23 protein-coding genes and 1 riboswitch are annotated in these 26,261 nt (G+C 69.2%); of the genes, 13 read left to right on the forward strand and 10 right to left on the reverse strand.

Features of this window, described 5'->3' with window-relative positions; all coding sequences use genetic code 11:
* Positions 1-95 precede the first annotated feature (95 nt).
* The 3 genes from rsgA to AB0B50_RS10815 all read right to left on the reverse strand — a co-directional run bounded on the left by rsgA (position 96) and on the right by AB0B50_RS10815 (position 3,264).
* Positions 96-1,106, reverse strand: a complete 1,011-nt coding sequence (rsgA, locus tag AB0B50_RS10805) for a ribosome small subunit-dependent GTPase A (RefSeq protein ID WP_362328566.1) — start codon at positions 1,104-1,106, stop codon at positions 96-98.
* A 17-nt stretch (positions 1,107-1,123) separates the two neighbouring features.
* The gene (gene aroA, locus AB0B50_RS10810) at positions 1,124-2,449 is read right to left on the reverse strand and encodes a 3-phosphoshikimate 1-carboxyvinyltransferase (RefSeq protein ID WP_362328568.1); all 1,326 of its coding nucleotides are present in this window, start codon (positions 2,447-2,449) and stop codon (positions 1,124-1,126) included.
* A gap of 92 nt (positions 2,450-2,541) precedes the next feature.
* Complete coding sequence (locus tag AB0B50_RS10815; protein WP_362328570.1) at positions 2,542-3,264, reverse strand: M50 family metallopeptidase; 723 nt, start codon at positions 3,262-3,264, stop codon at positions 2,542-2,544.
* A 114-nt stretch (positions 3,265-3,378) separates the two neighbouring features.
* Between AB0B50_RS10815 and AB0B50_RS10820 the strand changes: the two genes are divergently transcribed.
* The 10 genes from AB0B50_RS10820 (at position 3,379) to AB0B50_RS10865 (ending at position 13,585) form a co-directional block, all read left to right on the forward strand.
* Positions 3,379-4,194: an SOS response-associated peptidase gene (locus AB0B50_RS10820; RefSeq protein WP_362328572.1), complete on the forward strand. Its 816-nt coding sequence runs from the start codon at positions 3,379-3,381 to the stop codon at positions 4,192-4,194.
* A gap of 38 nt (positions 4,195-4,232) precedes the next feature.
* Entirely contained in the window at positions 4,233-4,868 is a 636-nt protein-coding gene (locus tag AB0B50_RS10825; protein ID WP_362328574.1) for an alpha/beta family hydrolase, read from the forward strand.
* 231 nt (positions 4,869-5,099) lie between these two features.
* Positions 5,100-5,783, forward strand: a complete 684-nt coding sequence (locus AB0B50_RS10830) for a sigma-70 family RNA polymerase sigma factor (RefSeq protein WP_361167726.1) — start codon at positions 5,100-5,102, stop codon at positions 5,781-5,783.
* The gene (gene rsrA, locus AB0B50_RS10835) at positions 5,780-6,088 is read left to right on the forward strand and encodes a mycothiol system anti-sigma-R factor (protein ID WP_055700424.1); all 309 of its coding nucleotides are present in this window, start codon (positions 5,780-5,782) and stop codon (positions 6,086-6,088) included. Before AB0B50_RS10830 ends, rsrA begins: the two co-directional genes overlap by 4 nt.
* A 222-nt stretch (positions 6,089-6,310) precedes the next feature.
* Positions 6,311-7,654: an HD domain-containing phosphohydrolase gene (locus AB0B50_RS10840; protein WP_362328576.1), complete on the forward strand. Its 1,344-nt coding sequence runs from the start codon at positions 6,311-6,313 to the stop codon at positions 7,652-7,654.
* A gap of 53 nt (positions 7,655-7,707) precedes the next feature.
* Positions 7,708-8,943: an HD domain-containing protein gene (locus AB0B50_RS10845; protein WP_362329156.1), complete on the forward strand. Its 1,236-nt coding sequence runs from the start codon at positions 7,708-7,710 to the stop codon at positions 8,941-8,943.
* A gap of 147 nt (positions 8,944-9,090) precedes the next feature.
* Positions 9,091-10,071, forward strand: a complete 981-nt coding sequence (locus tag AB0B50_RS10850; protein WP_362328578.1) for a hypothetical protein — start codon at positions 9,091-9,093, stop codon at positions 10,069-10,071.
* Positions 10,072-10,134: 63 nt separating this feature from the next.
* Positions 10,135-10,785: a peptide deformylase gene (gene def / locus AB0B50_RS10855; RefSeq protein ID WP_362328580.1), complete on the forward strand. Its 651-nt coding sequence runs from the start codon at positions 10,135-10,137 to the stop codon at positions 10,783-10,785.
* A gap of 296 nt (positions 10,786-11,081) precedes the next feature.
* Positions 11,082-12,212 (forward strand): epi-isozizaene synthase, encoded by a 1,131-nt coding sequence (gene cyc1, locus AB0B50_RS10860; RefSeq protein ID WP_362329158.1) that lies wholly within the window; start codon positions 11,082-11,084, stop codon positions 12,210-12,212.
* A complete protein-coding gene (locus AB0B50_RS10865) occupies positions 12,209-13,585 on the forward strand; it encodes a cytochrome P450 (RefSeq protein WP_362328582.1) in 1,377 nt (458 codons plus the stop codon). The genes cyc1 and AB0B50_RS10865 overlap by 4 nt, the downstream gene beginning before the upstream one ends.
* Positions 13,586-13,652: 67 nt before the next feature.
* Here the strand turns inward: AB0B50_RS10865 and AB0B50_RS10870 are convergent, their stop codons facing one another.
* The 7 genes from AB0B50_RS10870 to AB0B50_RS10900 form a co-directional block, all read right to left on the reverse strand.
* Positions 13,653-14,708, reverse strand: coding sequence for a ribonucleotide-diphosphate reductase subunit beta (locus tag AB0B50_RS10870; RefSeq protein ID WP_362328584.1), 1,056 nt, complete (start codon positions 14,706-14,708; stop codon positions 13,653-13,655).
* The gene (locus AB0B50_RS10875) at positions 14,708-17,098 is read right to left on the reverse strand and encodes a ribonucleoside-diphosphate reductase subunit alpha (RefSeq protein WP_362328586.1); all 2,391 of its coding nucleotides are present in this window, start codon (positions 17,096-17,098) and stop codon (positions 14,708-14,710) included. Before AB0B50_RS10875 ends, AB0B50_RS10870 begins: the two co-directional genes overlap by 1 nt.
* A 129-nt stretch (positions 17,099-17,227) precedes the next feature.
* A riboswitch (cobalamin riboswitch) is annotated at positions 17,228-17,369 on the reverse strand.
* Positions 17,370-17,510: 141 nt separating this feature from the next.
* Positions 17,511-19,139 carry a monocarboxylate uptake permease MctP gene (gene mctP / locus AB0B50_RS10880; RefSeq protein ID WP_362328588.1) on the reverse strand — a complete coding sequence of 543 codons (1,629 nt, stop codon included), beginning with the start codon at positions 19,137-19,139 and terminating at the stop codon, positions 17,511-17,513.
* Entirely contained in the window at positions 19,136-19,390 is a 255-nt protein-coding gene (locus tag AB0B50_RS10885; protein WP_362328590.1) for a DUF3311 domain-containing protein, read from the reverse strand. Before AB0B50_RS10885 ends, mctP begins: the two co-directional genes overlap by 4 nt.
* A 110-nt stretch (positions 19,391-19,500) precedes the next feature.
* Positions 19,501-19,698 (reverse strand): YbdD/YjiX family protein, encoded by a 198-nt coding sequence (locus AB0B50_RS10890; protein ID WP_362328592.1) that lies wholly within the window; start codon positions 19,696-19,698, stop codon positions 19,501-19,503.
* Positions 19,695-21,827: a carbon starvation CstA family protein gene (locus AB0B50_RS10895; RefSeq protein ID WP_362328594.1), complete on the reverse strand. Its 2,133-nt coding sequence runs from the start codon at positions 21,825-21,827 to the stop codon at positions 19,695-19,697. The genes AB0B50_RS10890 and AB0B50_RS10895 overlap by 4 nt, the downstream gene beginning before the upstream one ends.
* A gap of 102 nt (positions 21,828-21,929) precedes the next feature.
* Complete coding sequence (locus AB0B50_RS10900) at positions 21,930-22,712, reverse strand: GntR family transcriptional regulator (RefSeq protein WP_362328596.1); 783 nt, start codon at positions 22,710-22,712, stop codon at positions 21,930-21,932.
* A gap of 286 nt (positions 22,713-22,998) precedes the next feature.
* On the opposite strand from AB0B50_RS10900, the gene AB0B50_RS10905 reads away from it, so the two are divergent.
* The 3 genes from AB0B50_RS10905 (at position 22,999) to AB0B50_RS10915 (ending at position 26,256) form a co-directional block, all read left to right on the forward strand.
* Positions 22,999-24,270, forward strand: a complete 1,272-nt coding sequence (locus AB0B50_RS10905; RefSeq protein WP_362328598.1) for an extracellular solute-binding protein — start codon at positions 22,999-23,001, stop codon at positions 24,268-24,270.
* Positions 24,271-24,439: 169 nt separating this feature from the next.
* Positions 24,440-25,429 (forward strand): sugar ABC transporter permease, encoded by a 990-nt coding sequence (locus AB0B50_RS10910; RefSeq protein ID WP_362328600.1) that lies wholly within the window; start codon positions 24,440-24,442, stop codon positions 25,427-25,429.
* A complete protein-coding gene (locus AB0B50_RS10915) occupies positions 25,426-26,256 on the forward strand; it encodes a carbohydrate ABC transporter permease (protein WP_362328602.1) in 831 nt (276 codons plus the stop codon). The genes AB0B50_RS10910 and AB0B50_RS10915 overlap by 4 nt, the downstream gene beginning before the upstream one ends.
* Positions 26,257-26,261 lie beyond the last annotated feature (5 nt).

Consider the following 26,261-nt stretch of genomic DNA (forward strand, 5'->3'; position numbering starts at 1 on the left):
TCTGGCTTGAATCCGGCTTGGTGCGATTATGCATTTACCTTTGCCGCCACGGCGCAAACAACGGGCAGATCAACCGGGCTGATCCTCCGGGTGGTTCAGTCGCCGTCGCGTCGCTCCCGTGCCGCGAGCAGCCTGCGCAGCGAATAGAGGCGGGCCGGGTCCGCGTGCCCGTCGGCCACCCAGGCGTCCAGGGCGCAGTCCTTCTCGTCGTGGCTGCAGCCGCGCGGGCAGTCCACCGTCCCCGGCTCCAGGTCGGGGAAGGCGAGGATGACGCGCGACGGGTCGACGTGGTTGAGCCCGAACGACCGTACGCCCGGGGTGTCGATCACCCATCCCTCCGCACCCGTCAGAGGGAGCGCGAGGGCGGAGGTGGTGGTGTGCCTGCCGCGGCCCGTGACCGCGTTGACGTGCCCGGTGGTGCGCCGCCGCTCCTCCGGTACGAGCGCGTTGACCAGCGTGGTCTTGCCGACACCGGAGTGCCCGACGAAGGCGGTCACCTTGCCGTCGAGCAGCTCGTGCACCCGCGCGAGCTCCGCGCCGTCGGTGAACTCCTCGCGGCTGGTGACCACGTAGGGGATGTCGAGCGTGGCGTACGTCTCCAGGAGCTTGTCGGCCGATGCCAGGTCCGACTTGGTCAGGACGAGGATCGGCTCCAGACCGCCGTCGTACGCCGCCACGACGCACCGGTCGATCAGCCGCGGGCGCGGCTCGGGGTCGGCGAGGGCCGTGACGATGGCGAGCTGGTCGGCGTTGGCGACGACCACCCGCTCGTAGGGGTCGTCGTCGTCGGCGGTGCGCCGCAGGACGGAGGAGCGCTCCTCGATCCGCACGATGCGGGCGAGGGTGTCCTTCTTGCCGGACAGGTCCCCGACGACCGCGACCCTGTCACCCACCACGGCGGCCTTGCGGCCCAGCTCACGGGCCTTCATGGCCATCACGACCCGGTCGTCGACCAGGACGGTCAGGCGGCCCCGGTCGACGGTGAGGACCATGCCCTCGGCCGCGTCCTCGTGCTTGGGCCTGATGTGGGTGCGGGGGCGGTTGCCCTTGCGGTTGGGGCGGACGCGGATGTCGTCCTCGTCGGGGTTCTTGCCGTAGCGGCGCATGGTTCTCGATCCGCCCGTCAGTTCCCGAGCATCCCGGTCCAGAGGTCGGGGAAGTCCGGGAGCGTCTTCGCCGTCGTCGCGACGTTCTCGATCTGTACGTCCTTCACCGCCAGGCCGATGACCGCGCCCGCGGTCGCCATGCGGTGGTCGTCGTACGTGTGGAAGATGCCGCCGTGCAGCCGGCGCGGGCGGATGTGCAGCCCGTCGGCCGTCTCGGTGACGTCACCGCCCAGTTCGTTGATCTCCTTGGTCAGCGCGGCCAGCCGGTCCGTCTCGTGCAGGCGCAGGTGCGCGACGCCGCGCAGCGTCGAGGGGGAGTCCGCGAGGGCCGCGACCGCCGCGATGCCGGGGGTGAGCTCGCCGACCTCGCTCAGGTCGGCGTCGATGCCGTGGATCGAGCCGGATCCGGTGAACACCAGGCCCTGCTCGGTCAGCTCGCAGGAGCCGCCCATCTCCGTGAAGATCTGGCGCAGCGCGTCGCCGGGCTGGGTGGTGCGGGCGGGCCAGTCGGGGATCGTGACCGTGCCGCCGGTGACCAGGGCGGCGGCGAGGAACGGCTGGGCGTTCGACAGGTCGGGCTCGATGGTCAGGTCGCGGCCGAGCAGGGCGCCGGGGGTGACCCGCCACACGTTCGGCTCGCCGCCCGACTCCGGCTCGTCCACCTGGGCGCCGACCGAGCGCAGCATGTCGACGGTCATCCGGATGTGCGGCATGGACGGCAGGGCGCCGCCCACGTGACGTACCTCGACGCCCTGGTTGTAGCGCGGGCCCGAGAGCAGCAGGGCGCTCACGAACTGCGAGGAGGACGAGGCGTCGATCTCGACCCGGCCGCCCTCCAGGGCGCCGCCGCCGTGCACCGTCAGGGGGAGCGCGCCGGGGCTGCCGACGGAGGTGTCGTCGATGCGGGCGCCGAGCACGCGCAGGGCGTCGATCACGCCGTGCAGGGGGCGCTCGTACGAACGGGGGTCGCCGTCGAAGCGGATCGGGCCGTCGGCGAGGGCGGCGACCGGGGGCAGGAAGCGCATGACCGTGCCGGCGTTGCCGACGTCGACCGTGGCGGGGCCGTGCAGGCCCGAGGGGATCACACGCCAGGCCTCGCCGGAGCCGTCGGGGCCCACGCCTTCCTCGATGCCGACGCCCATCGTGCGCAGGGCGCCCGCCATCAGGAGGGTGTCGCGGGAGCGCAGCGGGCGGCGCAGCCAGCCGGGTTCGGCGGCCAGTGCGGCCAGGACCAGCGCGCGGTTGGTGACCGATTTCGAACCGGGGACGTGAACCGTGGACGTGACGGCTCCGCTTGCGTGCGGGGCGGGCCAGAGGGCGGTGTGCGCCGGGGTTTCGGTCATGCCTTCACTTTAGTGGCTGCCGGTGACCCGGAATCTTGATCAAAAGTGGTGAAACCCAGGCGAAACAGAGAACTGGTAGAGACCGCGTCCGCTCACACGTCCAGCAGCCAGCGCCCGCCGCCCATCAGGGAGCACAGCGAGACCGCGTGGAAGAGGAAGAGCCACATCCCCGCGGGGACGTGCGTGAGCCGCGACAGCTGGTCCGCGTCCGAGTCGCCCGCGCCCCCGCGCCTGCGCTTGGACTGCAGCTCGAAGGCGGGACGTACGCCACCGAGGAGCAGGAACCACACCACCGCGTACGCGAAAGCGGCCTGGACGTCGGTGCTCGCCAGCCAGGAGACCACCAGGAACGTGCCGCCGGTCAGGACCACGGTCAGGGCGCCGTACGCGTTGCGGATCATCACCAGCATCGCCACGAGCAGCGCGGTCGCGAGCCACAGGAACGCCGTGATGCGCCCGGACGCGAGCAGGGCCGCGCCGCCGAGGCCGAGCAGCGGCGGCGCGGTGTACCCGGCGGCCGCGGTCAGGATCATGCCGAGGCCCGTGGGCTTGCCGCGCGAGACGGTCAGGCCCGAGGTGTCGGAGTGCAGCCGGATGCCGTCGAGGCGGCGCCCGGTGAGCAGCGCGACCAGGCCGTGGCCGCCCTCGTGCGCGATGGTGATGGCGTTGCGGGCGAGGCGCCAGATCCCGTGCGGGACGACGACGGCGAGGGCGGCGACACCGGCCGCGATCACCAGCCACTGCTCGGGCGCGGCCTGCGTACCGAACACACGGTCCCAGAGGTCGGCCAGGCTGGCGTTCGCGGTGGTTTCCATTCCGTGGGCCATTGCTGGGACCGGCTCCTCTGGTCGTCGTCAGGGCTGGCTGCGCGGAGCGCATCGTTGAGGGGTGGTGGTCGGGCGACGGGCGGGCCTGGCAGTCTGGCACGTATGTGCGGACGGTATGCATCCAGTCGTAGGCCCGAGGATCTCGCAGGAATCTTCGAGATCGAGAAGTGGGAGCCGGAGGAGGCCCTGGCCCCCGACTTCAACGTGGCGCCCACGAAAGAGGTCTACGCGGTACTGGACCGTCCACTGAAAGACGCCGAGGACCCGCGTCCGGTTCGCCAGCTGCGCACGCTCAAATGGGGCCTCGTGCCCTCCTGGTCCAAGACGCCCGAGGGCGGCGCCCGGATGATCAACGCCCGCGCGGAGACCGTCCACGAGAAGCCCTCCTACCGCCGCGCCTTCGCCACCCGCCGCTGCGTCCTGCCCGCCGACGGCTATTACGAGTGGGTGACCGCGCCCGACGAGCGCCGGCTGGAGGTCGAGGGCAAGAAGAAGCGGCCCCGCAAGCAGCCCTACTTCGTGACGCCCGCCGACGGCTCGGTCTTCGCCATGGCCGGGCTCTACGAGTTCTGGCGGGACAAGACGCTGCCGGACGAGCACCCGCTGGCCTGGTGGGTGACGTGCACGGTGATCACCACCGAGGCGGAGACCGCGCCGCTCGCGGTCGGCCCCGAGGAGGGTCCGCGCTCCCTCGCCGACATCCACCCGCGGATGCCGCTGATGCTGACGCCGGACCGCTGGGACGCCTGGCTCGACCCGTCCCGCACGGACGTCGAGGACCTGCGCACGCTCCTGGAGCCGCCGCCGCACGGGCTGATGCGGGCGTATCCGGTGTCCACGGCCGTCAGCAACGTACGCAACAACGGTCCCGAGCTGCTCAAGGAGCTGGAGGGCCCCGAAGAGGGCACGCTCTTCTGATTCCCCGCCTCTGAGACCTCTTCTGAGACCCTTCTGGCGTGACCAAGAGCGAGATCATCCAGACCGACGCCGGTGAGGCGAGGATCACCTGGCACGCGGCGAAGAAGGCCCGCCTCGTCCTCGCCGTCAGCCACGGCGCGGGCGGTGGCATCGAGGCCCGTGACCTCCAGGGCATCGCCGCCGCGCTGCCCGCCCACGGCGTGACCGTCGCCCTCGTCGAGCAGCCCTGGCGGGTCGCGGGCAAGAAGGTGGCGCCCGCGCCCAAGACGCTGGACACGGGATGGCGGGGGATCTGGCCGGCCCTGGAGAAGAAGGGCCTCCCGGTGATCTCCGGCGGACGCAGCGCCGGGGCCCGCGTCGCCTGCCGCACCGCGACCGAGCTGGGCGCCGCGGCCGTGCTCGCGCTCTCCTTCCCGCTGCACCCGCCGGGCAGGCCGGAGAAGTCCCGCGCCCCCGAACTGCTCGGCGCGGGCGTCCCGATGCTCGTCGTGCAGGGCGGCAACGATCCCTTCGGAAAGCCCGCCGAGTTCCCCGAAGGCGTATACGAACTGGTCGAGATCCCCTCCGCGGACCACGGGTTCGCCGTGCCGAAGCGGGCGGACATCGGGCAGGACGAGGCCGTGAAGCTCATCACGGACGCCGTCACGCGCTGGGCGGGAATGTTGAGCGGGTGACCTCTGTTGTGGCGGACAGATGGCAAACGCCGTCGCCAGCTGTTCGTACGAGAGGGAGTCCGCCGCATGGGTTCGACCATCTGCCCGAACCGCTCCACGTCGTCTGACCTGGAGTGGACGGTGCTGAGCGCACCCAAAACCGCATCTATTCGGGCGGCGCGGGGCACGGGTCGTCGTCTATCCTCCGATTCGAGTGGGGCTGGTTTCGGCCTCACCCCGTCGTTGGAGGAGGTGGGTCCGGTCACTGGGACCGACGCAGGGACCGAGCACGGTCAGGCGGAGCAGCCCCGAGAGAATTCGGAGAAGTCCGAGACGGCCGCGGAGCGCACGGCCCGCTTCGAGCGGGACGCCCTGACGTTCCTCGACCAGATGTACTCGGCGGCGCTGCGCATGACGCGCAACCCGGCTGACGCGGAGGACCTGGTGCAGGAGACCTACGCGAAGGCGTACGCGTCGTTCCACCAGTTCCGCGAGGGCACCAACCTCAAGGCGTGGCTGTACCGCATCCTCACGAACACGTTCATCAACTCGTACCGCAAGAAGCAGCGCGAGCCCCAGCGCAGTGCCGCCGAGGAGATCGAGGACTGGCAGCTGGCGCGCGCCGAGTCGCACATGTCCACCGGTCTGCGCTCCGCCGAGTCGCAGGCGCTGGACCACCTGCCCGACTCGGACGTGAAGCAGGCGCTGCAGGCGATCCCCGAGGAATTCCGCATCGCCGTCTATTTGGCGGACGTAGAGGGCTTTGCGTACAAGGAGATCGCGGACATTATGGGGACACCCATCGGTACGGTGATGTCCCGACTGCACCGGGGCCGACGCCAGCTGCGCGGCATGCTGGAGGACTACGCCCGTGAGCGCGGGCTGGTCCCGGCGGGTGCCGGGGAGTCGAACGGAACGAAAGGCTCGGGCTCATGAGCTGCGGAGAGCCGCACGAGACTGACTGCAGTGAAGTCCTGGACCATCTCTATGAGTTCCTGGACCACGAGATGCCGGACAGCGACTGCACCAAGTTCGAGACGCACTTCGAGGAGTGCTCTCCGTGCCTGGAGAAGTACGGCCTCGAGCAGGCGGTCAAGAAGCTGGTGAAGCGCTGCTGCGGCCAGGACGACGTACCCGTCGACCTGCGGGCCAAGGTCATGGGGCGCATCGACCTCATCCGCTCAGGGCAGGCCGTGCCGGAGCAGGACGTCACGCAGGACGTGACGGCTTCCGAGGCCTGAAAGGCCCGGAGCAAGTCTGAACTCCCGGGCGCTGCCCGGTGGTTGAGTGCGAGATGGACACGAGAGCAGACCGCGTCACCGCAGTGCAGTGTGAGCGGTCTGTTCTTCTTTTTCGCCCCGCTCTCCTCTCCCGTCACTCGAACGTGCTAATTCGCGACGGGTGGGCGCTGGCCGCCGGGCCACCGTTCTAGTCTCCGGACCTGAACGGGGAGGAGAAACTCCATGCGGTCGCTTCCGGCGTGGGCCCGCGTCTACATCCTGTGCGTCGCCCTGGCCGGCGCCGTCTGTTGCGCGCCCGCGCTCGGGGCGCGCACCCCGTGGCCCGCGGTGGCGCTGCTCGCCGTGCTCTACGCCGCGTGCGAGCAGATCACCAGATGCCGCTTCGTCGGCCGCCGTGCCCCGCGCGGCCTCGGCACCTTCTTCCCCGTGCTGCTCGCCGGGGTGTTCCTGCTGCCTCCGTCGGCCGCCGCCCTCGTCGCGGTGCCGGGCGCGCTGCTCTCCCGCGTCGACCGGCACCCCCGCTGGGTGCGCAGGCTCTGGCGTGCGGCTCAACTCGCCCTGGCCGCCCGGGTGTCGGCGTGGGTGTACGCCGTCCTCGGTGGTCCCGCGGCCTGTGCCGCGCCCGACTTCCCGTACGTCCTCGGGCCCGCCGGAGCCGCCGTGCTCGCCTTCTCCTGCGTACTCACCGTCCTGGACGGCGGCGTTCTCGCGACCGCCGAGCGTATGCCGGTGCGGTCCGCCTGGCGGGGCCTCTTCGCGCGCTCCCTCGCGCCCGTCGCCGTGCACGGGCTCGCCGGGCTGATGATGGCGGTGCTCTGGACCAGTCCGTACGGTCCCGCGGCCGCGCTGCTCGTGCTGCTCCCGATGGGCGTCTCCTGCTGGCTCTTCGCGCAGTACCACCGCGAGCGCGCCGCCCACCAGGCCACCATCCGCGCACTCGTCCAGGCCGTCGACATCAAGGACAGGTACACCCGCGGGCACAGCGAGCGGGTCGGCCGCGCGTCCGTGATGATCGCGCGTGAGCTGGGCATGGACGACGAGCGGGTCGAGGTCCTCCGGTTCGCCGGGATCCTGCACGACGTGGGCAAACTCGGCGTGCCGACACGGCTGTTGAGGAAGGAAGGGCCCTTGACGCCGGAGGAGCGGCGCGTCATCGAACTGCACCCCGAGTACGGGCACGAGATCGTGCGCGGCATCGGATTCCTGGGGGAGGCGCGGGCGGCGATCCTGCACCACCACGAGCGGATCGACGGCAGCGGGTACCCGTACGGGCTCGCGGGGCGGCAGATTCCCGAGTGCGCGCGGGTGGTGGCGGTGGCGGACGCCTTCGACGCGATGACGTCCACGCGGTCCTACCGGCGGGCGCGGCCGGTGCCCGCGGCGCTGGAGGAGCTGTCGCGGTGCGCGGGGGCGCAGTTCGATCCGGCGATGGTCTCGGCGCTGGCGCGGGCCCTTGCTTCGCAGGGGTGGCATCCGGGGGTTACGTCCGATGTGCCGGAGCAGGGGGGTGTGGGGGCCGGGGCCATGGTGTCCGCACCTGCGGCGCGGGGCTCGGCGGCGCGGTGAGCGACTCCGTTCCTGCGCTTCCGTGCCGCTCGTCCACGGGCGTACGCGCCACGGTGGTCACCCATGGCGTCGCCGGTCTGCTCGCCCTGATCTCCCTCTCCTGGACCCTCTGGCACGGCGTCGTCGAAGGGCGGCTGGCGCTGGCCTTCGGAGTGCTTGTCGCGCTCGGGGAGCTCGGACGGTGGGGGAGCGGGCGGGAGCGGGAGCCCGCGCCGCTCGGGGCCGCGGGGGCGCTCGCCTACGCCCTGCTGGGGGAGAACGCAGGGCGGGCCACTCACCACGGTGTCCTGCAGGTGATCGCCGTGATCGTGGCGGCCGCCCTGGTCGGTGCCGTGCCGCACGTGGCGCTCGGCCGCGGGCCCGCCCTGGACCACATGGCGCGGCGCGTGCTGACCGTCGGCTTCGCGGCGGCCTGCTTCCAACCCCTGTACAACTCGGGCAAGTTGGGCGAGTGGGTCGGGCACGGCCCCTACTTCGCGCTCGTCATCGTCACCGTCCTCGTCCTGACCGCCCTCTGCGACGCCGTCCTCGCCGCGGCGACGGCCCGCGCCCGCACCCGGTGGCCGTTCGGGCCGCTGCTGCGCGACGAGCTGCGGGCCATGCTCGGCATCGGCTCCGCCGTGTGCGCGACGGGCGCCGTGATGGCGCTCTCCGTGGCCGTCGCGGGGCTCTGGGCGCTGCCCGTGTTCAGCCTCCCGCTGCTCCTCACCCAGCTCTCCTTCGGTCGGTACGCGGCGGTGCGGGCGACCTACCGGCAGACCATCGCGTCGCTGGCCAGGGCCACCGAGATCGCCGGATACACCCCGCAGGGCCACGCCCTGCGCGTGGCGGGCCTGAGCCGGGCCGTGGGGCGCGACCTGGGCCTCTCCGAGCCGGACCTCACCGTCCTGGAGCACGCGGCGCTGATGCACGACATCGGCCAGCTCTCCCTCGTCGACCCGGTCCCCGCGGGCGCCACCGCGGCGCTGCCCGAGGCGGAACAGCGCCGGATAGCCCTGCTCGGCGGCGCCGTCGTACGGCAGACCGGGGTGGACTCCGCGGTCGCCGTCGTCGTGGAGAGTCAAGCCGACCCGTACCGCGATCAGCCGCTCACCGCACGTATTGTGCGCGCCGCGAACGCGTACGACGAGATGGCGCGGGGAGAAGGCCCTTCGGCGGCGCTCGGAGGCCCGCTCAAGGCCCTGGAGAGGCTCCGTCTGGCCACCGGCACGGACTACCAGCCGGAGGTCGTGGAGTCACTGGCACGGGTGGTCGCAAGGGGCGGTCATAGCTCGCCCGTCGCTGGGTAACCCATGGGTAATGAGCGGCCGTCCGACCGTACGTGGTTGGATGCGAAGAAGAGGGTGCACGGGGGCACGGACCCCCGGCGCGCCTTCTCGACAAATGGCTTCCGAGAAACTTTCCGAAAACGTGCAGGCGGGAATCAGGCGGGAATCGTGAGGATCTTCGGCAAGGGACGGCACCGGCCCTCCGCCTCATGGCGGCAGGCGACCGACCGCGCGTTCACGCTGATCGGCGACGGCCGGTACGAGGACGCGGGGGCACTGCTCACGCGCGCGGCGGATCTGGAACCCTGGCTGTCCGAGTCCTGGTTCAACCTCGCGCTGCTGCACAAGTTCCGGCACGACTGGGAGCAGGCGCGGGCCGCGGGGCTGCGCGCCGTGGCGCTCCTGGACCGCTCGGCCGGCGCCCCCGACTGGTGGAACGTGGGCATCGCGGCGACCGCCCTGCAGGACTGGCCGCTGGCCCGCCGCGCCTGGCAGGCGTACGGCCTGCGGGTGCCCGGCGGTGTGGCCGCGTCCGGCGAGCCCACGGGCATGGAGCTCGGCAGCGCCGCCGTGCGGCTCTCCCCGGAGGGCGAGGCGGAGGTCGTGTGGGGCCGGCGGCTGGACCCGGCCCGCATCGAGGTCCTGTCCATCCCGCTGCCCTCCTCCGGGCGCCGCTGGGGTGAGGTCGTGCTGCACGACGGCGTCCCGCACGGCGAGCGGACGACGGCGGCCGGGCACTCGTACCCCGTGTTCGACGAGATCGAGCTCTGGGCGCCCTCGCCCGTGCCGACCTGGGTGGTCCTCCTGGAGGCCGCCACCGAGGCCGACCGGGACGCCCTGGAGCAGCTCGCGGCCGACGCGGGCTTCGCCGCCGAGGACTGGTCGTCCTCCGTGCGGCTGCTCTGCCGGATGTGCTCCGAGTCGCGTATGCCCAGCGACGAGGGCGACGGCGAGCACCTCGACCCGCACGACCACAGCGAGCCGGGCCACCCGGGCCCGCTCGGCCACCGCAGCCCCGGAGCGCTCTGGGTGCCGGAGCGCGAGTGCGGCATCGCGGCGCCGGCGGGACTGGTCCGCGGTCTGCTCGACGGCTGGGTCGCGGACAGCCCGGACTCCCGTGACTGGCGGGATCTCGAAGAGGTCTGCTGACGCTTCGCCGTAGGCTGTACCGGCACAAACTCTTGAGGGTTCCAAGGAAGGCGTACGGCGGACATGGCGCAGGACACTGAGCAGCAGGCTTCCGGCGGGGTACTCCCCGTCGACGACGAGGGCTTCGTCATCGACACGGAGGACTGCGAGGAGCGGGAGACGGCGCACCGCGAGCGCGGCACGTCCCGGCCGATCACGGTCGTCGGCAACCCGGTGCTGCACAAGGAGTGCAAGGACGTCACCGCCTTCGACGACGAGCTCGCGAAGCTCGTCGACGACATGTTCGCCAGCCAGCGGACCGCGCAGGGCGTGGGCCTGGCCGCCAACCAGATCGGCGTCGACCTGAAGGTCTTCGTCTACGACTGCATGGACGACGAGGGCGTGCGCCACGTCGGCGTGGTCTGCAACCCGGTGCTGCAGGACCTGCCCGCCGAGCGCCGCCGCCTCGACGACTCGAACGAGGGCTGCCTCTCCGTCCCCACCGCCTACGCCGAGTTGGCCCGCCCCGACTACGCCGAAGTGACCGGTCAGGACGAGAAGGGCAACCCCATCAAGGTGCGCGGAACGGGCTACTTCTCGCGCTGCCTGCAGCACGAGACGGACCACCTGTACGGCTACCTGTACATCGACCGCCTCTCCAAGCGGGAGCGCAAGGACGCACTGCGCCAGATGGAAGAGGGCACCCCGCGCTACCCCGTGGTGGCGAATGACTGACCCACGCGACGCCTGAGCGGCGTGGGAACCGCGTGACGCGAGCGGCCCCTGGTCGGGAACTCCTTCCCGACCAGGGGCCGTCGGCGTGAGCCGCTCGCGTGTGCGAGCAGAACCGGCTGATGGTGATCCATATTCAGTCACGTAAGGGGAGGTTCTCGGCACTGGGGGGTAGTGAATGGCGCAAATCTGTTCCCTGAACGGTCAGTTGTGGTGCTGAATGGAAAGCGCGGGGATACGCAACGGCGCGCGCCCGGCACGGCGGGAGGGGCGTGTGTCATCACGCGGCTGAAAGGGGTTTGTTCGTGCCTGCATATTCCGGGAGCACTTCACCGACACAACCACACACGCAGCCACGCACACCGGTGGTATCGGTTCCGCCGGCGCTGGCCGTTCCGGTGATCGAGGCAGCGTTTCCTCGCCGTCTGCATCCGTATTGGCCAAAGCTTCAGGAGAAGTCCAGGACCTGGCTGCGCGAAATGCGGCTCATGCCCCCGGACAAGGTCGAGCGGTACGCGGACAGCCTCTGCTACACCGATCTGGTCGCGGGCTACTACATTGGCGCCCCGGACGCGTTGCTCACCGCGATAGCGGACCTCAGCAGCTGGTTCTTCGCCTGGGACGACCGGCACGACAGGGACTCGGTGCACGGCAGGGCGGCACAGTGGCGGCGGCTGTGCCGAGGCCTGCACGGCACCCTCAACGACCCCCGGCAGTACCTGCACCACAGGGATCCGTTGGTCGCGGGGTTCGCGGACTGTGTCCTGCGTCTGTACTCCTTCCTGGGCCCCAGCTGGAACGCCCGCTTCGCCCGGCACTTCCACCCGGTGATCGAGGCGTACGACCTGGAGTTCAGGAACCGGCGCTGCGGCACGGTGCCCACCGTCGAGGCGTACATCGAACTGCGCCGCCTCACGTTCGCGCACTGGGCGTGGATCGACCTGCTCGAACCCACCGCGCGGTGCGAACTGCCGCGCGCCATAAGGAAAGACCCCGCGTACCGGCGGGCGGCACTGGCGACCCAGGACTTCTCGGCCTGGTACAACGACCTGTGCTCGCTCCCGAAAGAACTCGCGGGAGACGAACTGCACAATCTCGGGATCAGCCTCATTCACCACGAGGGAATGCGGCTCGAAGAGGCGGTGTGCGAAGTGCACCGGCGCGTCACTGGCTGCGTCACCGATTTCCTGGAGGCGGAGCCGGAAGTGCTTTCGCTCGCCGAGGAATTGGCGGACGGCAGTGTGCGGGGCAGGGAACTGTCGGACGCGGTGAAATCCTGCGTCTTCAACATGCGGAATTGGTTCTCTTCCGTGTACTGGTTCCATCATGAATCCGGTCGCTATCGGGTGGACAGCTGGGACGACAGGTCCATTCCCCCGTATGTATCGGAAGACGTCCTGGCGGAAAACGAACTGGTAGGTGAGGAATGAGCGTCGAATCCGCGATACCCGCGTCGGCCGCACAAGGACCCGGCCCGCTGCGCACCCCACCCGTCGTCGGCGGCGGTGTGCCCTTGCTCGGCCACGCCTGGAACCTCGTGCGGGACCCGCTCGGGTTCCTCGCCGATCTCCGCGACCATGGGGATCTCGTACGGATCAGGCTGGGGCCCAAAACGGCGTACGTGGTCTGCGACCCGGAGCTCGTCGGCGCCATGCTCAAGAGCCCCGAGTACATCGTCGGCGGACCGCTGTGGGACACCCTCGAAGTGCTCCTCGGCAAGGGTGTCGCGACCAGCAACGGCAAGCTGCACCGGCGTCAACGGCGCATGATGCAGCCCGCGTTCAGGCCCGAGCGGATAGCCGACTACGCCAAGGTGATGGAACAGGAGGCACGCGCCACGGCGGAGCGCTGGCGCCCCGGCAGCACCGTGGACGTCAGCGCGGAGATGTTCCGCACGGCCGTGCGGATCGTCTCGCGCTCGCTCCTGGAGGTCGACTCGATCGGCGAGAAGGCGGACCGCATCGCCGACTCGCTGCACACCGTCTTCGAGGGGCTCTACCGCCGGATGGTGCTCTCGGTCGGCCCGCTGTACCGGGTGCCGACCCCGGCCAACCGGCGCTTCGAGAGCGCACTCGCCGATCTGCACGCGCTGGTCGACGAGATCGTCGCGGAGCGCCGCGAGACCGGCCCGGAAGGACCGGACGACCTGCTCGCGGAATTGCTGCGGGCCAGGGACGAATCCGGGGAGCCCATAGCCGACCAGGAGATCCACGACCACGTGGTTTCCCTCGTCGTGGCCGGCGCGGAGAATGTGGCGTCGACGCTGGCGTGGGCGTTCCATCTGCTCACCGAACACCCGGAGCAGGAAAGGCGGTTGGTTGAAGAGGTAAATGCCGTGGCCCCGGATCGCGCGATCACATTCGCCGACCTCAAGGAGCTCCGGCACCTCCGCAATGTCATCACCGAGGCGATGCGTATACGACCCGCGGCTTGGATATTCACGCGCAGGTCCGTGGCCGAAACCGATCTGGGCGGCTATCGCATTCCGGCGGGCGCCGACATCGTCTACAGCGTGTACGCGATGCAGCGCGACCCGCGTTCCTTCGAGCGGCACCTGGAGTTCGACCCGGACCGCTGGAATCCGGAACGTGCCGCTGACGTACCCGAGTTCGCGATGATGCCGTTCAGCGTCGGCAACCGAAAGTGCCCGGGCGACCACTTCAGCCTGGCAGAACTCGCCCTGATCCTCGGCACGGTGGTCCCCCGATGGCGCCTCGCGCGCATCAGGGAGACGGACACCGGAACCCGGATCGGCATCACCCTGCACCCCAAGCGGCTCGTCCTGCGGGCCGAACCGCGCTGAGCGGACGGTGTGCCCGCCCCACCCCCGTTCAACGGGGCGGGCACACCGGGGCAGTGCTGCGCCAGGGCTAGAACTCGTCGTCGAAGGAGACCGATCCCTCGACGGCGACCTGGTACGCGGAGGGCCGCCGCTCGAAGAAGTTGGTCAGCTCCTGCACGCCCTGCAGCTCCATGAAGGAGAAGGGGTTCGACGAGCCGTAGACGGGCGCGAAGCCGAGGCGCTGCAGGCGCTGGTCGGCGACGCACTGCAGGTACTCGCGCATCGAGTCCGTGTTCATGCCCGGCAGACCCTCGCCGCACAGGTCACGGCCGAACTGGAGCTCCGCCTCGACGGCCTCCTTGATCATGTCCGTGACCTGCACCTGGAGCGCGTCGTCGAAGAGCTCGGGCTCCTCCTTGCGGACGGTGTCCACGACCTCGAAGGCGAAGTTCATGTGCATCGTCTCGTCGCGGAACACCCAGTTGGTGCCGGTCGCGAGACCGTGCAGCAGACCGCGCGAGCGGAACCAGTAGACGTACGCAAAGGCACCGTAGAAGAACAGGCCCTCGATGCACGCCGCGAAGCAGATCAGGTTCAGCAGGAAGCGACGGCGGTCGGCCTGCGTCTGAAGCTGGTCGATCTCCTCGACGTGGTCCATCCACTTGAAGCAGAACTGCGCCTTCTCACGGATGGAGGGGATGTTCTCCACGGCGGCGAAGGCGGCCGCGCGGTCCTCCGGGTCGGGCAGGTAGGTGTCGAGCAGCGTCAGATAGAACTGGACGTGCACGGCCTCCTCGAAGAGCTGACGGCTCAAGTACAGCCGCGCCTCGGGGGAGTTGATGTGCTTGTACAGCGTGAGGACGAGGTTGTTCGCCACGATCGAGTCGCCCGTCGCGAAGAACGCGACCAGACGGCCGATCATGTGCTGCTCGCCCGGCGACAGCTTCGCGAGGTCGGCGACGTCCGAGTGGAGGTCGACCTCCTCGACGGTCCAGGTGTTCTTGATGGCGTCCCGGTAGCGCTCGTAGAAGTCCGGGTACCGCATGGGGCGCAGGGTCAGCTCGAAGCCCGGGTCGAGCAGGTTCTTCTCGGAAGCCGCGGTCTTCTCGGAAGCCTCGGTCTTTTCGTTGCTGGTGGTGCTCATTACTGGCAGGCCTCGCAGGACTCGGGGTTTTCCAGGGAGCAGGCGACGGCGTCGGGGTCGGTCACCTGCTGGGGGACGGGGGCGGCGGTGGCGGACGAGCCGCCGGCCGCGCGGGCGATGCGCGTCGCCGGGCGCGAGCGCAGGTAGTACGTGGTCTTCAGGCCCTGCTGCCAGGCGTAGGCGTACATCGAGGAGAGCTTGCCGATGGTCGGCGTCTCCAGGAACAGGTTCAGGGACTGCGCCTGGTCGAGGAACGGCGTGCGCGCGGCGGCCATGTCGATCAGGCCGCGCTGCGGGATCTCCCAGGCCGTGCGGTACAGCGCGCGGACCTCCTCGGGCACCCAACCGAAGCCCTGCACCGAGCCGTTGGACTCGCGCAGCGCCTCACGGGTCTGCGCGTCCCACACGCCGAGCCGCTTGAGCTCCTCCACCAGGTAGGAGTTGACCTGGAGGAACTCGCCGGACAGCGTCTCGCGCTTGAAGAGGTTGGAGACCTGCGGCTCGATGCACTCGTAGACACCCGCGATGGACGCGATGGTGGCGGTCGGCGCGATGGCGAGGAGCAGGGAGTTGCGCATGCCGGTGGTGGCGATGCGCTCCCGAAGGGCCGCCCAGCGCTCGGGCCAGGTCAGCTCGACGCCGTAGTGGTCGGGGTGCAGGACGCCGCGCGCGGTGCGGGTCTTCTCCCAGGCGGGCAGCGGGCCGTTGCGCTCGGCGAGGTCCGCGGACGCCTCGTACGAGGCGAGCATGATGCGCTCGGCGATGCGCGTCGAAAGGGCGCGGGCCTCGGGGGAGTCGAAGGGCAGCTTCAGCTGGAAGAAGACGTCCTGCAGACCCATGGCGCCCAGGCCCACCGGACGCCACTTGGCGTTGGAGCGGCCGGCCTGCTCGGTCGGGTAGAAGTTGATGTCCACGACGCGGTCGAGGAAGGTCACCGCGGTGCGGACGGTCTCGTCGAGCCGCTCCCAGTCGATGTCCCCGTCGACCACGAAGGCGCCGAGGTTGACCGAGCCGAGGTTGCAGACGGCCGTCTCCCCGTCGTCCGTCACCTCCAGGATCTCCGTGCAGAGGTTGGAGGAGTGCACCGTGTGGCCGGGCTCCGCCGTCTGGTTGGCGGTGCGGTTGGCGGCGTCCTTGAAGGTCATCCAGCCGTTGCCGGTCTGCGCGAGGGTGCGCATCATGCGGCCGTACAGGTCACGGGCCGGCATGGACTTCTTGGCGAGCCCGGCGGCCTCGGCCCTGCGGTAGGCGGCGTCGAACTCCTCGCCCCACAGGTCGACGAGCTCGGGCACGTCGGCCGGCGAGAACAGCGACCAGTCCTGGTCGGCGGCGACGCGGCGCATGAACTCGTCGGGGATCCAGTGCGCGAGGTTGAGGTTGTGCGTGCGGCGCGCGTCCTCACCGGTGTTGTCGCGCAGCTCCAGGAACTCCTCGATGTCGGAGTGCCAGGTCTCCAGGTAGACCGCGGCGGCGCCCTTGCGGCGCCCGCCCTGGTTCACGGCGGCGACCGAGGCGTCCAGGGTCTTCAGGAACGGCACGATGCCGTTGGAGTGCCCGTTCGTGCCGCGGATCAGCGAACCTCTGGAGCGGATGCGGGAGTACGAGAGTCCGATGCCGCCCGCGTGCTTGGACAGGCGCGCGACCTGGTGGTAGCGGTCGTAGATCGAGTCGAGCTCGTCCAGCGGGGAGTCGAGGAGGTAGCAGGAGGACATCTGCGGGTGCCGGGTGCCGGAGTTGAACAGCGTCGGCGAGGACGGCAGGTAGTCCAGGCGGCTCATCAGGCCGTACAGCGCGGCGACTTCGTCCACGGCGCGGGCGCTGCCGTCCTCCGCGAGGCCGCTCGCCACGCGCAGCATGAAGTGCTGCGGGGTCTCGATGACCTGCCGGGTGATCGGGTGGCGCAGGAGGTAGCGGCTGTGCAGGGTGCGCAGGCCGAAGTAGCCGAAGCGGAAGTCGGCGCCGTCCGCGAGCGCGTTGTCCACCAGGGCGTCGAGGCGGACCGCGTGCTCGGTCACGAAGGACGCGGTGCGGTCGGCGATCAGGCCCTCGCGGTGGCCGACCGCGATGGAGTCGGTGAAGGAGCGCACGCCCTGCGTCGCCGCCTCCTCGCGGATGCCGATCGACAGGAGCCGGGCCGCGAGCTTCGAGTACGCGGGGTCCTCGGAGATGAGCCCTGCGGCCGCCTCGGTGGCGAGCTCCCTCAGCTCGGCCTCGTCGGCGCGCGCCGACCGGCCGCGCAGGGCGGCGGCGGCGACCCGCCCCGGATCGGCGTCGGGGAGGTCGGCGGTGAGGTCGGTCAGGGTGCGCAGCAGCGCGGTCCCTGGCCCGTCGGTACCCTCGTCGGTCGGCGCGGTCTTCGCTGACGCAGGTTCGGCAGGCGCGATGGTCACGTGGCTCTCCCTCGCTCGGCTCTGGGCCTGGGGGAGGGGAACGGCACACACGGGCGCACCCGGGCAGGGCGGCTCACCGCGTCCACCGGCCCATTCCACGAGGCCCGGACGGTCGGCGCCCGGGCCGGGCGGCTCGGGCACACTGTCGGCAGGTCCTCGGACTTGCGGGTACGACAAAGACGTACACATACACCGTTGCGGGACAGTTCCGGACTTGCACCGGATTCCCCTGCGACGACAGCGAGCACGAGCATACATCTTGTGCCGGGTTTCTGAAGCAGGCCCACATCTTGTGTCGGTCGCGAGGGGCCGCCCGCCCGGCGCATGCTCCGAAACGTCAACTCGCGTACGCACGACGAAGGGCCGCCGGATCCTCCGGCGGCCCTTCGTCGGCCGTGAGCGGGGTGCGAGGTCAGTGGCCGGAGCCCGCTCCGACCTTGGGCAGCTCGGTCGAGACGCCCTTGTCGCCCGCGTCCGCGGTGTAGTCCTCGGGAGAGGTCTCGTCGACGCCCTCGGGGGCCTTCAGGGCCTTCAGGACGAAGGTCAGGACCACCGTCACGATCACGTTCAGGACGAACGCGGTCAGGCCGATGTAGCCGATCTCACCGATGCCCGGGATGGTGTCGGAGGAGCCGCCGAAGTGCTTCTGCGTGGGCGAGGCGACGCCGTACGCGGCCAGTGTGCCGTAGACCATGCCGACCGCCCATCCGGCGAGCAGTGCCCAGCGGTGGAACCACCGGGTGAACAGGCCGCCGACCAGCGCGGGCATCGTCTGCAGGATCCAGATGCCGCCCAGGAGCTGGAAGTTGATCGCGACCGTCTTGTCCATGCCGAGGACGAAGACGAGGGCGCCCACCTTCACCAGGAGCGAGACCAGCTTGGAGATCTTGGTCTCCTGCTCGGGCGTCGCGTCGGGCTTGATGAAGTCCTTGTAAATGTTGCGGGTGAACAGGTTCGCGGCCGCGATGGACATGATGGCGGCGGGCACGAGCGCGCCGATGCCGATCGCGGCGAAGGCCACGCCCGTGAACCAGTCGGGGAACATGTCCTCGAAGAGCTGCGGGATCGCCAGCTGGCCGTTGTCGACCTTGACCCCGGCCGCGATCGCCATGAAGCCGAGCAGCGCGAGCAGGCCCAGCATCAGCGAGTACAGCGGCAGGATCGTGGTGTTGCGGCGGATCACGTTGCGGTTCTTGGAGGAGAGCGTCGCGGTGATCGAGTGCGGGTACATGAACAGCGCGAGGGCCGAGCCGAGCGCGAGCGTCGCGTACGTCCACTGCCCGGCCTCGGGCGGCGCGAGGGCGCCGCGCGGCTTGCCGGTGTCCTCGTTGACCACGCCGAACGCCTCGCCCGCCTTGGCGAAGATGTCGTCGAAGCCGCCCAGCTCGATCGGGATGTAGATGATCGCGACGGCGATGACGAGATAGATCAGGCCGTCCTTCACGAACGCGATCAGGGCGGGCGCGCGCAGACCCGACGAGTACGTGTACGCGGCGAGCACCGCGAACGCGATCAGGAGCGGAAGGTCCTTGATGAACCAGTTGGTGTCGGGGCCGCCGCCGATGCCCATCACGTCCAGGACGGCCTGGATGCCGACCAGTTGGAGCGCGATGTACGGCATCGTGGCGAGGATGCCGGTGACCGCGACCGCCAGGGAGAGCCCCTTGGAGCCGAAGCGCCCGCGCACGAAGTCGGAGGTGGTCACATAGCCGTGCTTGTGCGAGACCGACCACAGGCGCGGCAGGAAGGTGAAGATCAGCGGGTAGACGAGGATCGTGTACGGCACGGCGAAGAAGCCGGCCGCTCCGGCCGCGTAGATCGCCGCGGGGACGGCGACGAAGGTGTACGCGGTGTAGAGGTCGCCGCCGAGCAGGAACCAGGTGACCCAGGTGCCGAACGACCGTCCGCCCAGGCCCCATTCGTCCAGGCTCTGGTCGTTCTCGGCCTTGCGCCAGCGGGCGGCGAGGAAGCCCATGACGGTGACCGCGACGAAGAAGAAGATGAAGACGCCGAGCGCGACGCCGTTGACGCCGTCGTTCATGACTTCGCGCCTTCCTTGCGGGCGCGCTGGTCACGCTGCCACAGCTTGTAGGCGATCATCGTGAGCGCCGTCGAGATGAGCACCCACAGCATCTGGTACCAGTAGAAGAACGGGATGCCTATGAAGGTCGGTTCGATCTTCGCGTACGAACTCACCCAGAGCATTGCCACGAAGGGTGCGACAAGGCAGGCTGCGATGACCACACGGACCGGCGTGACCACCGGTCTGTTCACTTCAGGCGCATCTGACATATCGCGGCTCCGTTCCCTCACTTATCCCATGCTTAACGTGCGGGAAATCTAAGCCACAGTCTCGCGGTTTGGAACCCCTGTCCGGATAACGGACAGGAGGAGTTGCCTGCTCAGCAGCAGCGGAACCCCTGTCTGGGGTCCGACTCCTCACGTTCCGTCCGCATCCGTTCAAATACGCGGCGGCTGGGGACAGTTGCCGCCGGATGCTCCCTGCGAATATGTGCCACGTAGCGGTCGTACGCCGACTCGTCGGTCAGCTCGCGGACGTACCACCGCATCCAGCGCAGCCCCCGCAGCAGCCAGGTCATGGCGTGAGCTCCCGCTTCCTCTGGGCCTCCTGCTTCTCCTCCTTGGTCGGGAAGAGCCCGGCGGGCGCCGTCAGCTTCGACTCCACGTACGGCGCTTCGCTCAGCCGGGAGGCCTCGGGGTTGCGGACGTGCCGGACGCAGATCCGCCCCGCGTCCAGGATCACCACGACGACGAGCAGGGCGAGCGCCGCCGAAAGGACGCCGTCCACCGTGGAGTTGGTGACGACGGTGTGCATGTCGTCCATGGTCTTGGCGGGCGGCAGGATCTTGCCCTCGTCGATGGCGTCCTGATAGTTCGAACGCTGCTGGAAGAAGCCGACGCGCGGATCGCTGGAGAACACCTTCTGCCAGCTCGCGGTGAGCGTCACCGTGGCGTCCCAGACGAGCGGAATCCCGGTGATCCAGGCCCACTTGAGGCGCCCGGACTTCACGAGCAGCGTCGTGCAGACGGCGAGGGCGACGGCCGCGAGGAGCTGGTTGGCGATGCCGAAGATCGGGAAGAGCTGGTTGATCCCGCCGAGCGGCTCGTGCACGCCGACCCAGAGGAAGTAGCCCCACAGGCCGGTGACGGCGGCACTGGTCAGCACGAGACCGGGCTTCCAACTCACCTTCCTGAAGGGCTTGTACACGTTCCCGAGCATGTCCTGCAGCATGAAGCGGCCCACGCGCGTGCCCGCGTCGAGCGCGGTCAGGATGAACAGCGCCTCGAACATGATCGCGAAGTGGTACCAGAAGGCCCGCATCGAGCCGCCGGTGACCTTCGAGAAGATCTCCGAGACACCGACCGCGAGCGTGGGCGCGCCGCCGGTGCGCGAGAGCAGCGAGGACTCCTCCACGTTCTTGGCCGCCTGCGCCAAGTCGGCGGGGGAGATGGAGTATCCGAAGCTCGCGACGGCCTTCGACGCCTCCTGGACGGTGTCGCCGATGACACCCGCGGGTGCGTTCATCGCGAAGTACAGACCGGGGTCGATGATCGACGCGGCGACGAGCGCCATGATCGCGACGGCCGACTCCATCAGCATGGAGCCGTAGCCGATCATCCGGACCTGCGTCTCCTTCTGGATCATCTTCGGCGTTGTGCCCGAGGAGATCAGCGCGTGGAAGCCGGACAGCGCCCCGCAGGCGATGGTGATGAAGACGAAGGGGAAGAGGGAGCCCGCGAAGACGGGTCCGTCGCCGCGCGAGGCGAAGTCGGTCACCGGGTCCATCTTCAGCGTGGGCAGCGCGATCACGACACCGAGCGCGAGCAGCACGATGGTGCCGATCTTCATGAACGTGGAGAGGTAGTCGCGCGGCGCGAGCAGCATCCACACCGGCAGGATCGAGGCGATGAAGCCGTACGCCACGAGCCAGACGACCAGCGTCGAGGGCGCCAGCGTGAAGGTGTCCGCGAGGGACGACTCGGCGACCCAGCGCCCCGAGACGAGCGCGAGCAGCAGCAGCGCGATGCCGATGAGCGAGACCTCGCTGACCCGGCCGGGCCGCAGGACCCGCAGGTAGAAGCCCATGAGGAGGGCGATCGGGATGGTCATCGCGATGGAGAAGGTGCCCCACGGCGACTCGGCGAGCGCGTTGACGATGACCAGCGCGAGCACCCCGAGCAGGATGATCATGATGGCGAAGGTGGCGAGCAGTGCGGCGGCCCCGCCGAAGGGACCGATCTCCTCGCGCGCCATCTGCCCGAGCGACCTGCCGTCGCGCCGCGTCGAGAAGAACAGGACGACCATGTCCTGCACGGCGCCCGCGAAGATCACGCCGACGATGATCCAGATGGTGCCCGGCAGATATCCCATCTGCGCGGCGAGCACGGGCCCCACCAGCGGTCCCGCGCCCGCGATGGCCGCGAAGTGGTGGCCGAGCAGCACCCGCCGGTCGGTCGGGTGGAAGTCGATGCCGTTGTCGAGCCGCTCCGCCGGAGTGGCCCGCGACTTGTCGACCTTGAGGACCTTGTACGCGATGAACTTGGAGTAAAAGCGATACGCGATGGCATACGAGCCGAGCGCCGCCGCCACCATCCAGGCGGCCGACACCTCCTCGTCGCGCGCGAGTGCCAGGACGGTCCAGCTCGCGGCGCCGATCAGCGCGACGAGGGACCAGATGACGATGGATCGAGGAGTTGCTCTGCGCACCGGGGCGTCCTCCCGCTCATCATGCGATGACGGGAGGAACGTAGAACAGCGCGGTGATCCGCGCCAGACCCCCCGGCCGTACGGGGAGGATCCCGGTCGGGCTCAGTCCGTGGGGCGCTTGAGGCGGGCGACGAACTTGTACCGGTCGCCGCGGTAGACGGAGCGCACCCACTCCACCGGCTGGCCGTCCCCGTCCAGCGAGTGGCGGGAGAGGAGCAGCATCGGCAGGCCGACGTCGGTGCCGAGCAGGCCGGCCTCGCGCGGGGTCGCGAGCGAGGTCTCGATGGTCTCCTCGGCCTCGGCGAGATGCACGTCGTACACCTCGGCGAGTGCGGTGTAGAGCGAGGTGTACTTGACCAGGGAGCGGCGCAGCGCCGGGAAGCGCTTCGCGGACAAATGGGTCGTCTCGATCGCCATGGCCTCGCCGTTCGCGAGCCGGAGGCGCTCGATGCGGAGCACCCGGCCGCCCGCGCTGATGTCGAGCAGGCCCGCGAGGGTGTCGTCCGCGGTGATGTACCCGATGTCGAGGAGCTGGGAGGTGGGCTCAAGGCCCTGGGCCCTCATGTCCTCGGTGTACGAGGTGAGTTGGAGGGCCTGCGACACCTTCGGCTTGGCGACGAACGTGCCCTTGCCCTGGATGCGCTCGAGGCGCCCCTCGACGACCAGCTCCTGCAGGGCCTGGCGCACCGTCGTGCGGGAGGTGTCGAACTCGGCGGCGAGCGTGCGCTCCGGGGGGACGGGGGTGCCGGGCGGCAGCGTCTCCGTCATGTCGAGCAAGTGCCGCTTCAGGCGGTAGTACTTGGGCACGCGCGCGGTGCGGCCGACGCTCGGGCCCTCCGAAGGCGCGCCCACATCGGTCCCCGTGCCACCCGCTTCGGTGCCCATAGTTTGCCTTCCCGGCTCCTGTGCTGCTGCCGTCACCGGCTCCTCCGTCTGTCGCGGCTCACATCGTGGCACGGTACGGGCCGAGCAGACTCTGCCTGCTCAGGTGTCGGTCCGATAACGGACGTGACTGCCCTTCTTATACACCCTTGACACCCCTAAAGGTCTAGGCCAAGCTCCCCGTACTGGTCTACACCATTAAAGACCAGGTTCCAGTCCCACGGGCAGATCTCGGTCCATTCGGTCGCTGCGGGTGGGGGGTTGACTGGCATCCCTTGAGGAGGGTGACGTGAAGCGCAAGCTCATAGCGGCCATCGGTGTCGCGGGCATGCTGATCTCGGTTGCGGCCTGTGGCAGCGACGACGACAAGAACTCGGGCGGAGCCGACGGCTTCAAGGGCGAGACGCTGACGCTCTGGGCGATGGACGGCTCGACGCCGGAGAAGTGGCAGAAGGATGTCACCGCGGCCTTCGAGAAGAAGACCGGCGCCAAGCTGAAGTTCGAAGTCCAGCAGTGGAACGGTATCCAGCAGAAGCTGACCACCGCCCTCTCCGAGGAGAACCCCCCGGACGTCTTCGAGATCGGCAACACCCAGACCGCCGCGTACGCCAAGACCGGTGGCCTCGCCGAGCTCGGCGACCTCAAGGAGACGCTCGGCAAGGACTGGACCGAGTCGATGAACAAGGCCTCGGTCGTCGACGGCAAGCAGTACGCCGCCCCGTGGTTCGTCCTCAACCGCGTCGTGATCTACAACAAGAAGATCTGGGCCGAAGCCGGCATCAAGGACACCCCCAAGACCCGCGACGAGTTCCTCAAGGACCTCAAGCAGATCGGCCAGAAGACCGACGCCGAGCCGCTCTACATGCCCGGCCAGTTCTGGTACCACTTCGTCGGCCTGACCATCGGTGAGGGCGCCGAGCTGGTCAAGAAGGACGGCGACAAGTACGTCTCCAACCTGGACGACCCGAAGGTCGCCAAGGCCATGAAGACGTACCAGGAGTTCCAGAAGCTCTCCAAGGCCCCCAAGAACAAGGACGAGGCCACGCCGCAGCAGGGCGAGGTCTTCGGCAAGGGCAAGACCGCCACGATGATCGCCATGCCGTGGGAGGCCGCCCTGGCCATCAAGGCCGACAAGAAGATCGAGAAGGACATCGGCTACTTCACGATCCCCGGCGCCACGGCGGACAAGCCCGAGGGCGTCTTCCTCGGCGGCTCCAACCTCGCCGTCGCCGCGACCAGCAAGAAGCAGGAGCTCGCCAAGGAGTTCCTGAAGATCGCGCTGTCCGACAAGTTCGAGGGTCAGTTCGCCAAGGAAGGCGGCGTCATCCCGAACAAGAAGTCCCTCGAGTCCTTCCTCGCGGACAACCCGGCCGCGAAGGCCATGTCCCCGGCCACCCCCGGCGGCGGCATCACCCCGCTGATCCCGGAGTGGGGTGCGGTGGAGAACCCGCCGAACCCGATCAAGAACTACATGACCGCGGTGCTCAACGGTAAGTCGCCCGACGCCGCCGCCAAGCAGGTCGAGGGCGAGCTCAACAAGCGCCTGGCGCAGAAGCAGTAAAGGACGCGTCCTCTTGCCGGGGGTGGCGGGTGACGTGACCCCGCTGCCCCCGGCGTACCCATGAGTTCTCCGAGTACTCCGCTGAGTTCTCCGCGTTCTCCGCGCTGACCACAGCGTTCTTCGGCGCTGGACACAGCGCTTCGCGTTGCCCACGAAAGAGATGGCGAGCATGACCGTGCAGAAGACCGAACGGCCGCCCTCCGGCCCGACGGAGGTGCAGACACCGGACGGCGGGCCACGACCAGGAGACCCGCGCAGATCCCGGGAACGTCTCGCCGGCCTGGCGCCCTATCTGCTCCTTGCCCCCGCGATCATCGCCACCCTGCTGCTGCTCGGCTGGCCGTTGGTCAACAACGGGATCCTGTCGTTCCAGAACCTCAACATGCGGCAGTTCATTCTGCACTTGACCGAGTGGAACGGATTCGACAATTACAAGGAGATCCTCACCGGCGAGGACTTCTGGCGGGTCACCGGCCGCTCGGTCGCCTTCACCGCCGTCAACGTCGTGCTGATCATGATCCTCGGCACGTTGGTCGGACTCCTGCTCGCGCGCCTCGGCCGGAAGATGCGCACGTTCCTCATGATCGGACTCGTCCTCGCCTGGGCGATGCCGGTCGTCGCGTCGACCACCGTCTACCAGTGGCTGTTCGCGCAGCGCTTCGGCGTCGTCAACTGGGTGCTCGCCAAGATCGGCTTCGAGTCGATGGCCGAGCACGACTGGCTGGCCTCGCAGTACTCGACCTTCTTCGTGGTCCTGCTGCTGATCGTCTGGCAGTCGATCCCCTTCGTGGCGATCAACCTGTACGCCGCCACGACGACCATCCCCAAGGAGCTGTACGAGGCCGCGTCCCTGGACGGCGCGGGCGCCTGGAAGCAGTTCACCTCGGTGACGATGCCGTACCTGCGGCCCTTCCTCTACGCCACGACGTTCCTGGAGATCATCTGGGTCTTCAAGGCGTTCGTACAGGTCTTCACCCTCAACGAGGGCGGCCCCGAGCGGCTCACCGAGATCCTGCCCGTCTACGCCTACATCGAGGGCATGGGCAACCAGCACTTCGGCATGGGCGCCGCGATCGCGATGCTCACCATCGTCATCCTGCTGGCCATCACCTCGTACTACCTGCGGATCGTGCTCAAGCAAGAGGAGGACGAGCTGTGAAGCGCTCGCTGTTCGGCCGCATCTGGCCCAACCTGACCGCCGTCGTTCTCTTCGCCTTGTCGGTCTTCCCCGTGTACTGGATGTTCGCGACGGCCTTCAAGCCGACCGGCGACATCATCAGCGAGAACCCGGTCTGGTTCCCGACCGACGCCACGCTCGAGCACTTCAAGACGGCGATGAGCGTGGACCACTTCTGGACCATGGTCGGCAACTCGATCACCGTCACGGTCCTCGCGGTGCTCTTCTCGCTCATCATCGGCGTGACCGCGGCGTTCGCCCTCGCCCGCATGCGCTTCAAGGGGCGGCGCGGCTTCATCATCGGCTTCATGCTGGCGCAGATGGCGCCGTGGGAAGTCATGGTCATCGCGATCTACATCATCGTGCGCGACGCGGACATGCTGAACAGCCTGATCCCGCTGACCCTCTTCTACATGGTGATGATCCTGCCCTTCACCCTCCTCACGCTGCGCGGCTTCGTCGCCGCCGTGCCGAGGGAGCTGGAGGAGTCCGCCATGGTCGACGGCTGCACCCGCATGCAGGCCTTCCGCCGGGTGATCCTGCCGCTGCTCGCGCCGGGCCTGATGTCGACCTCGCTCTTCGGCTTCATCACCGCCTGGAACGAGTTCCCGATGGTGCTCGTGCTCAACAAGGAGGCGGACGCCAAGACCCTGCCGGTGTGGCTGTCCAGCTTCCAGACCGCCTTCGGCGACGACTGGGGCGCCACGATGGCGGCGGCCTCGCTCTTCGCCATCCCGATCCTGATCCTCTTCGTCTTCCTGCAGCGCAGGGCCGTCAGCGGCCTGACCGACGGCGCAGTGAAGGGATAACACAC

It is taken from the genome of Streptomyces sp. NPDC041068 (assembly GCF_040647455.1).
GTDB lineage: Bacteria > Actinomycetota > Actinomycetes > Streptomycetales > Streptomycetaceae > Streptomyces.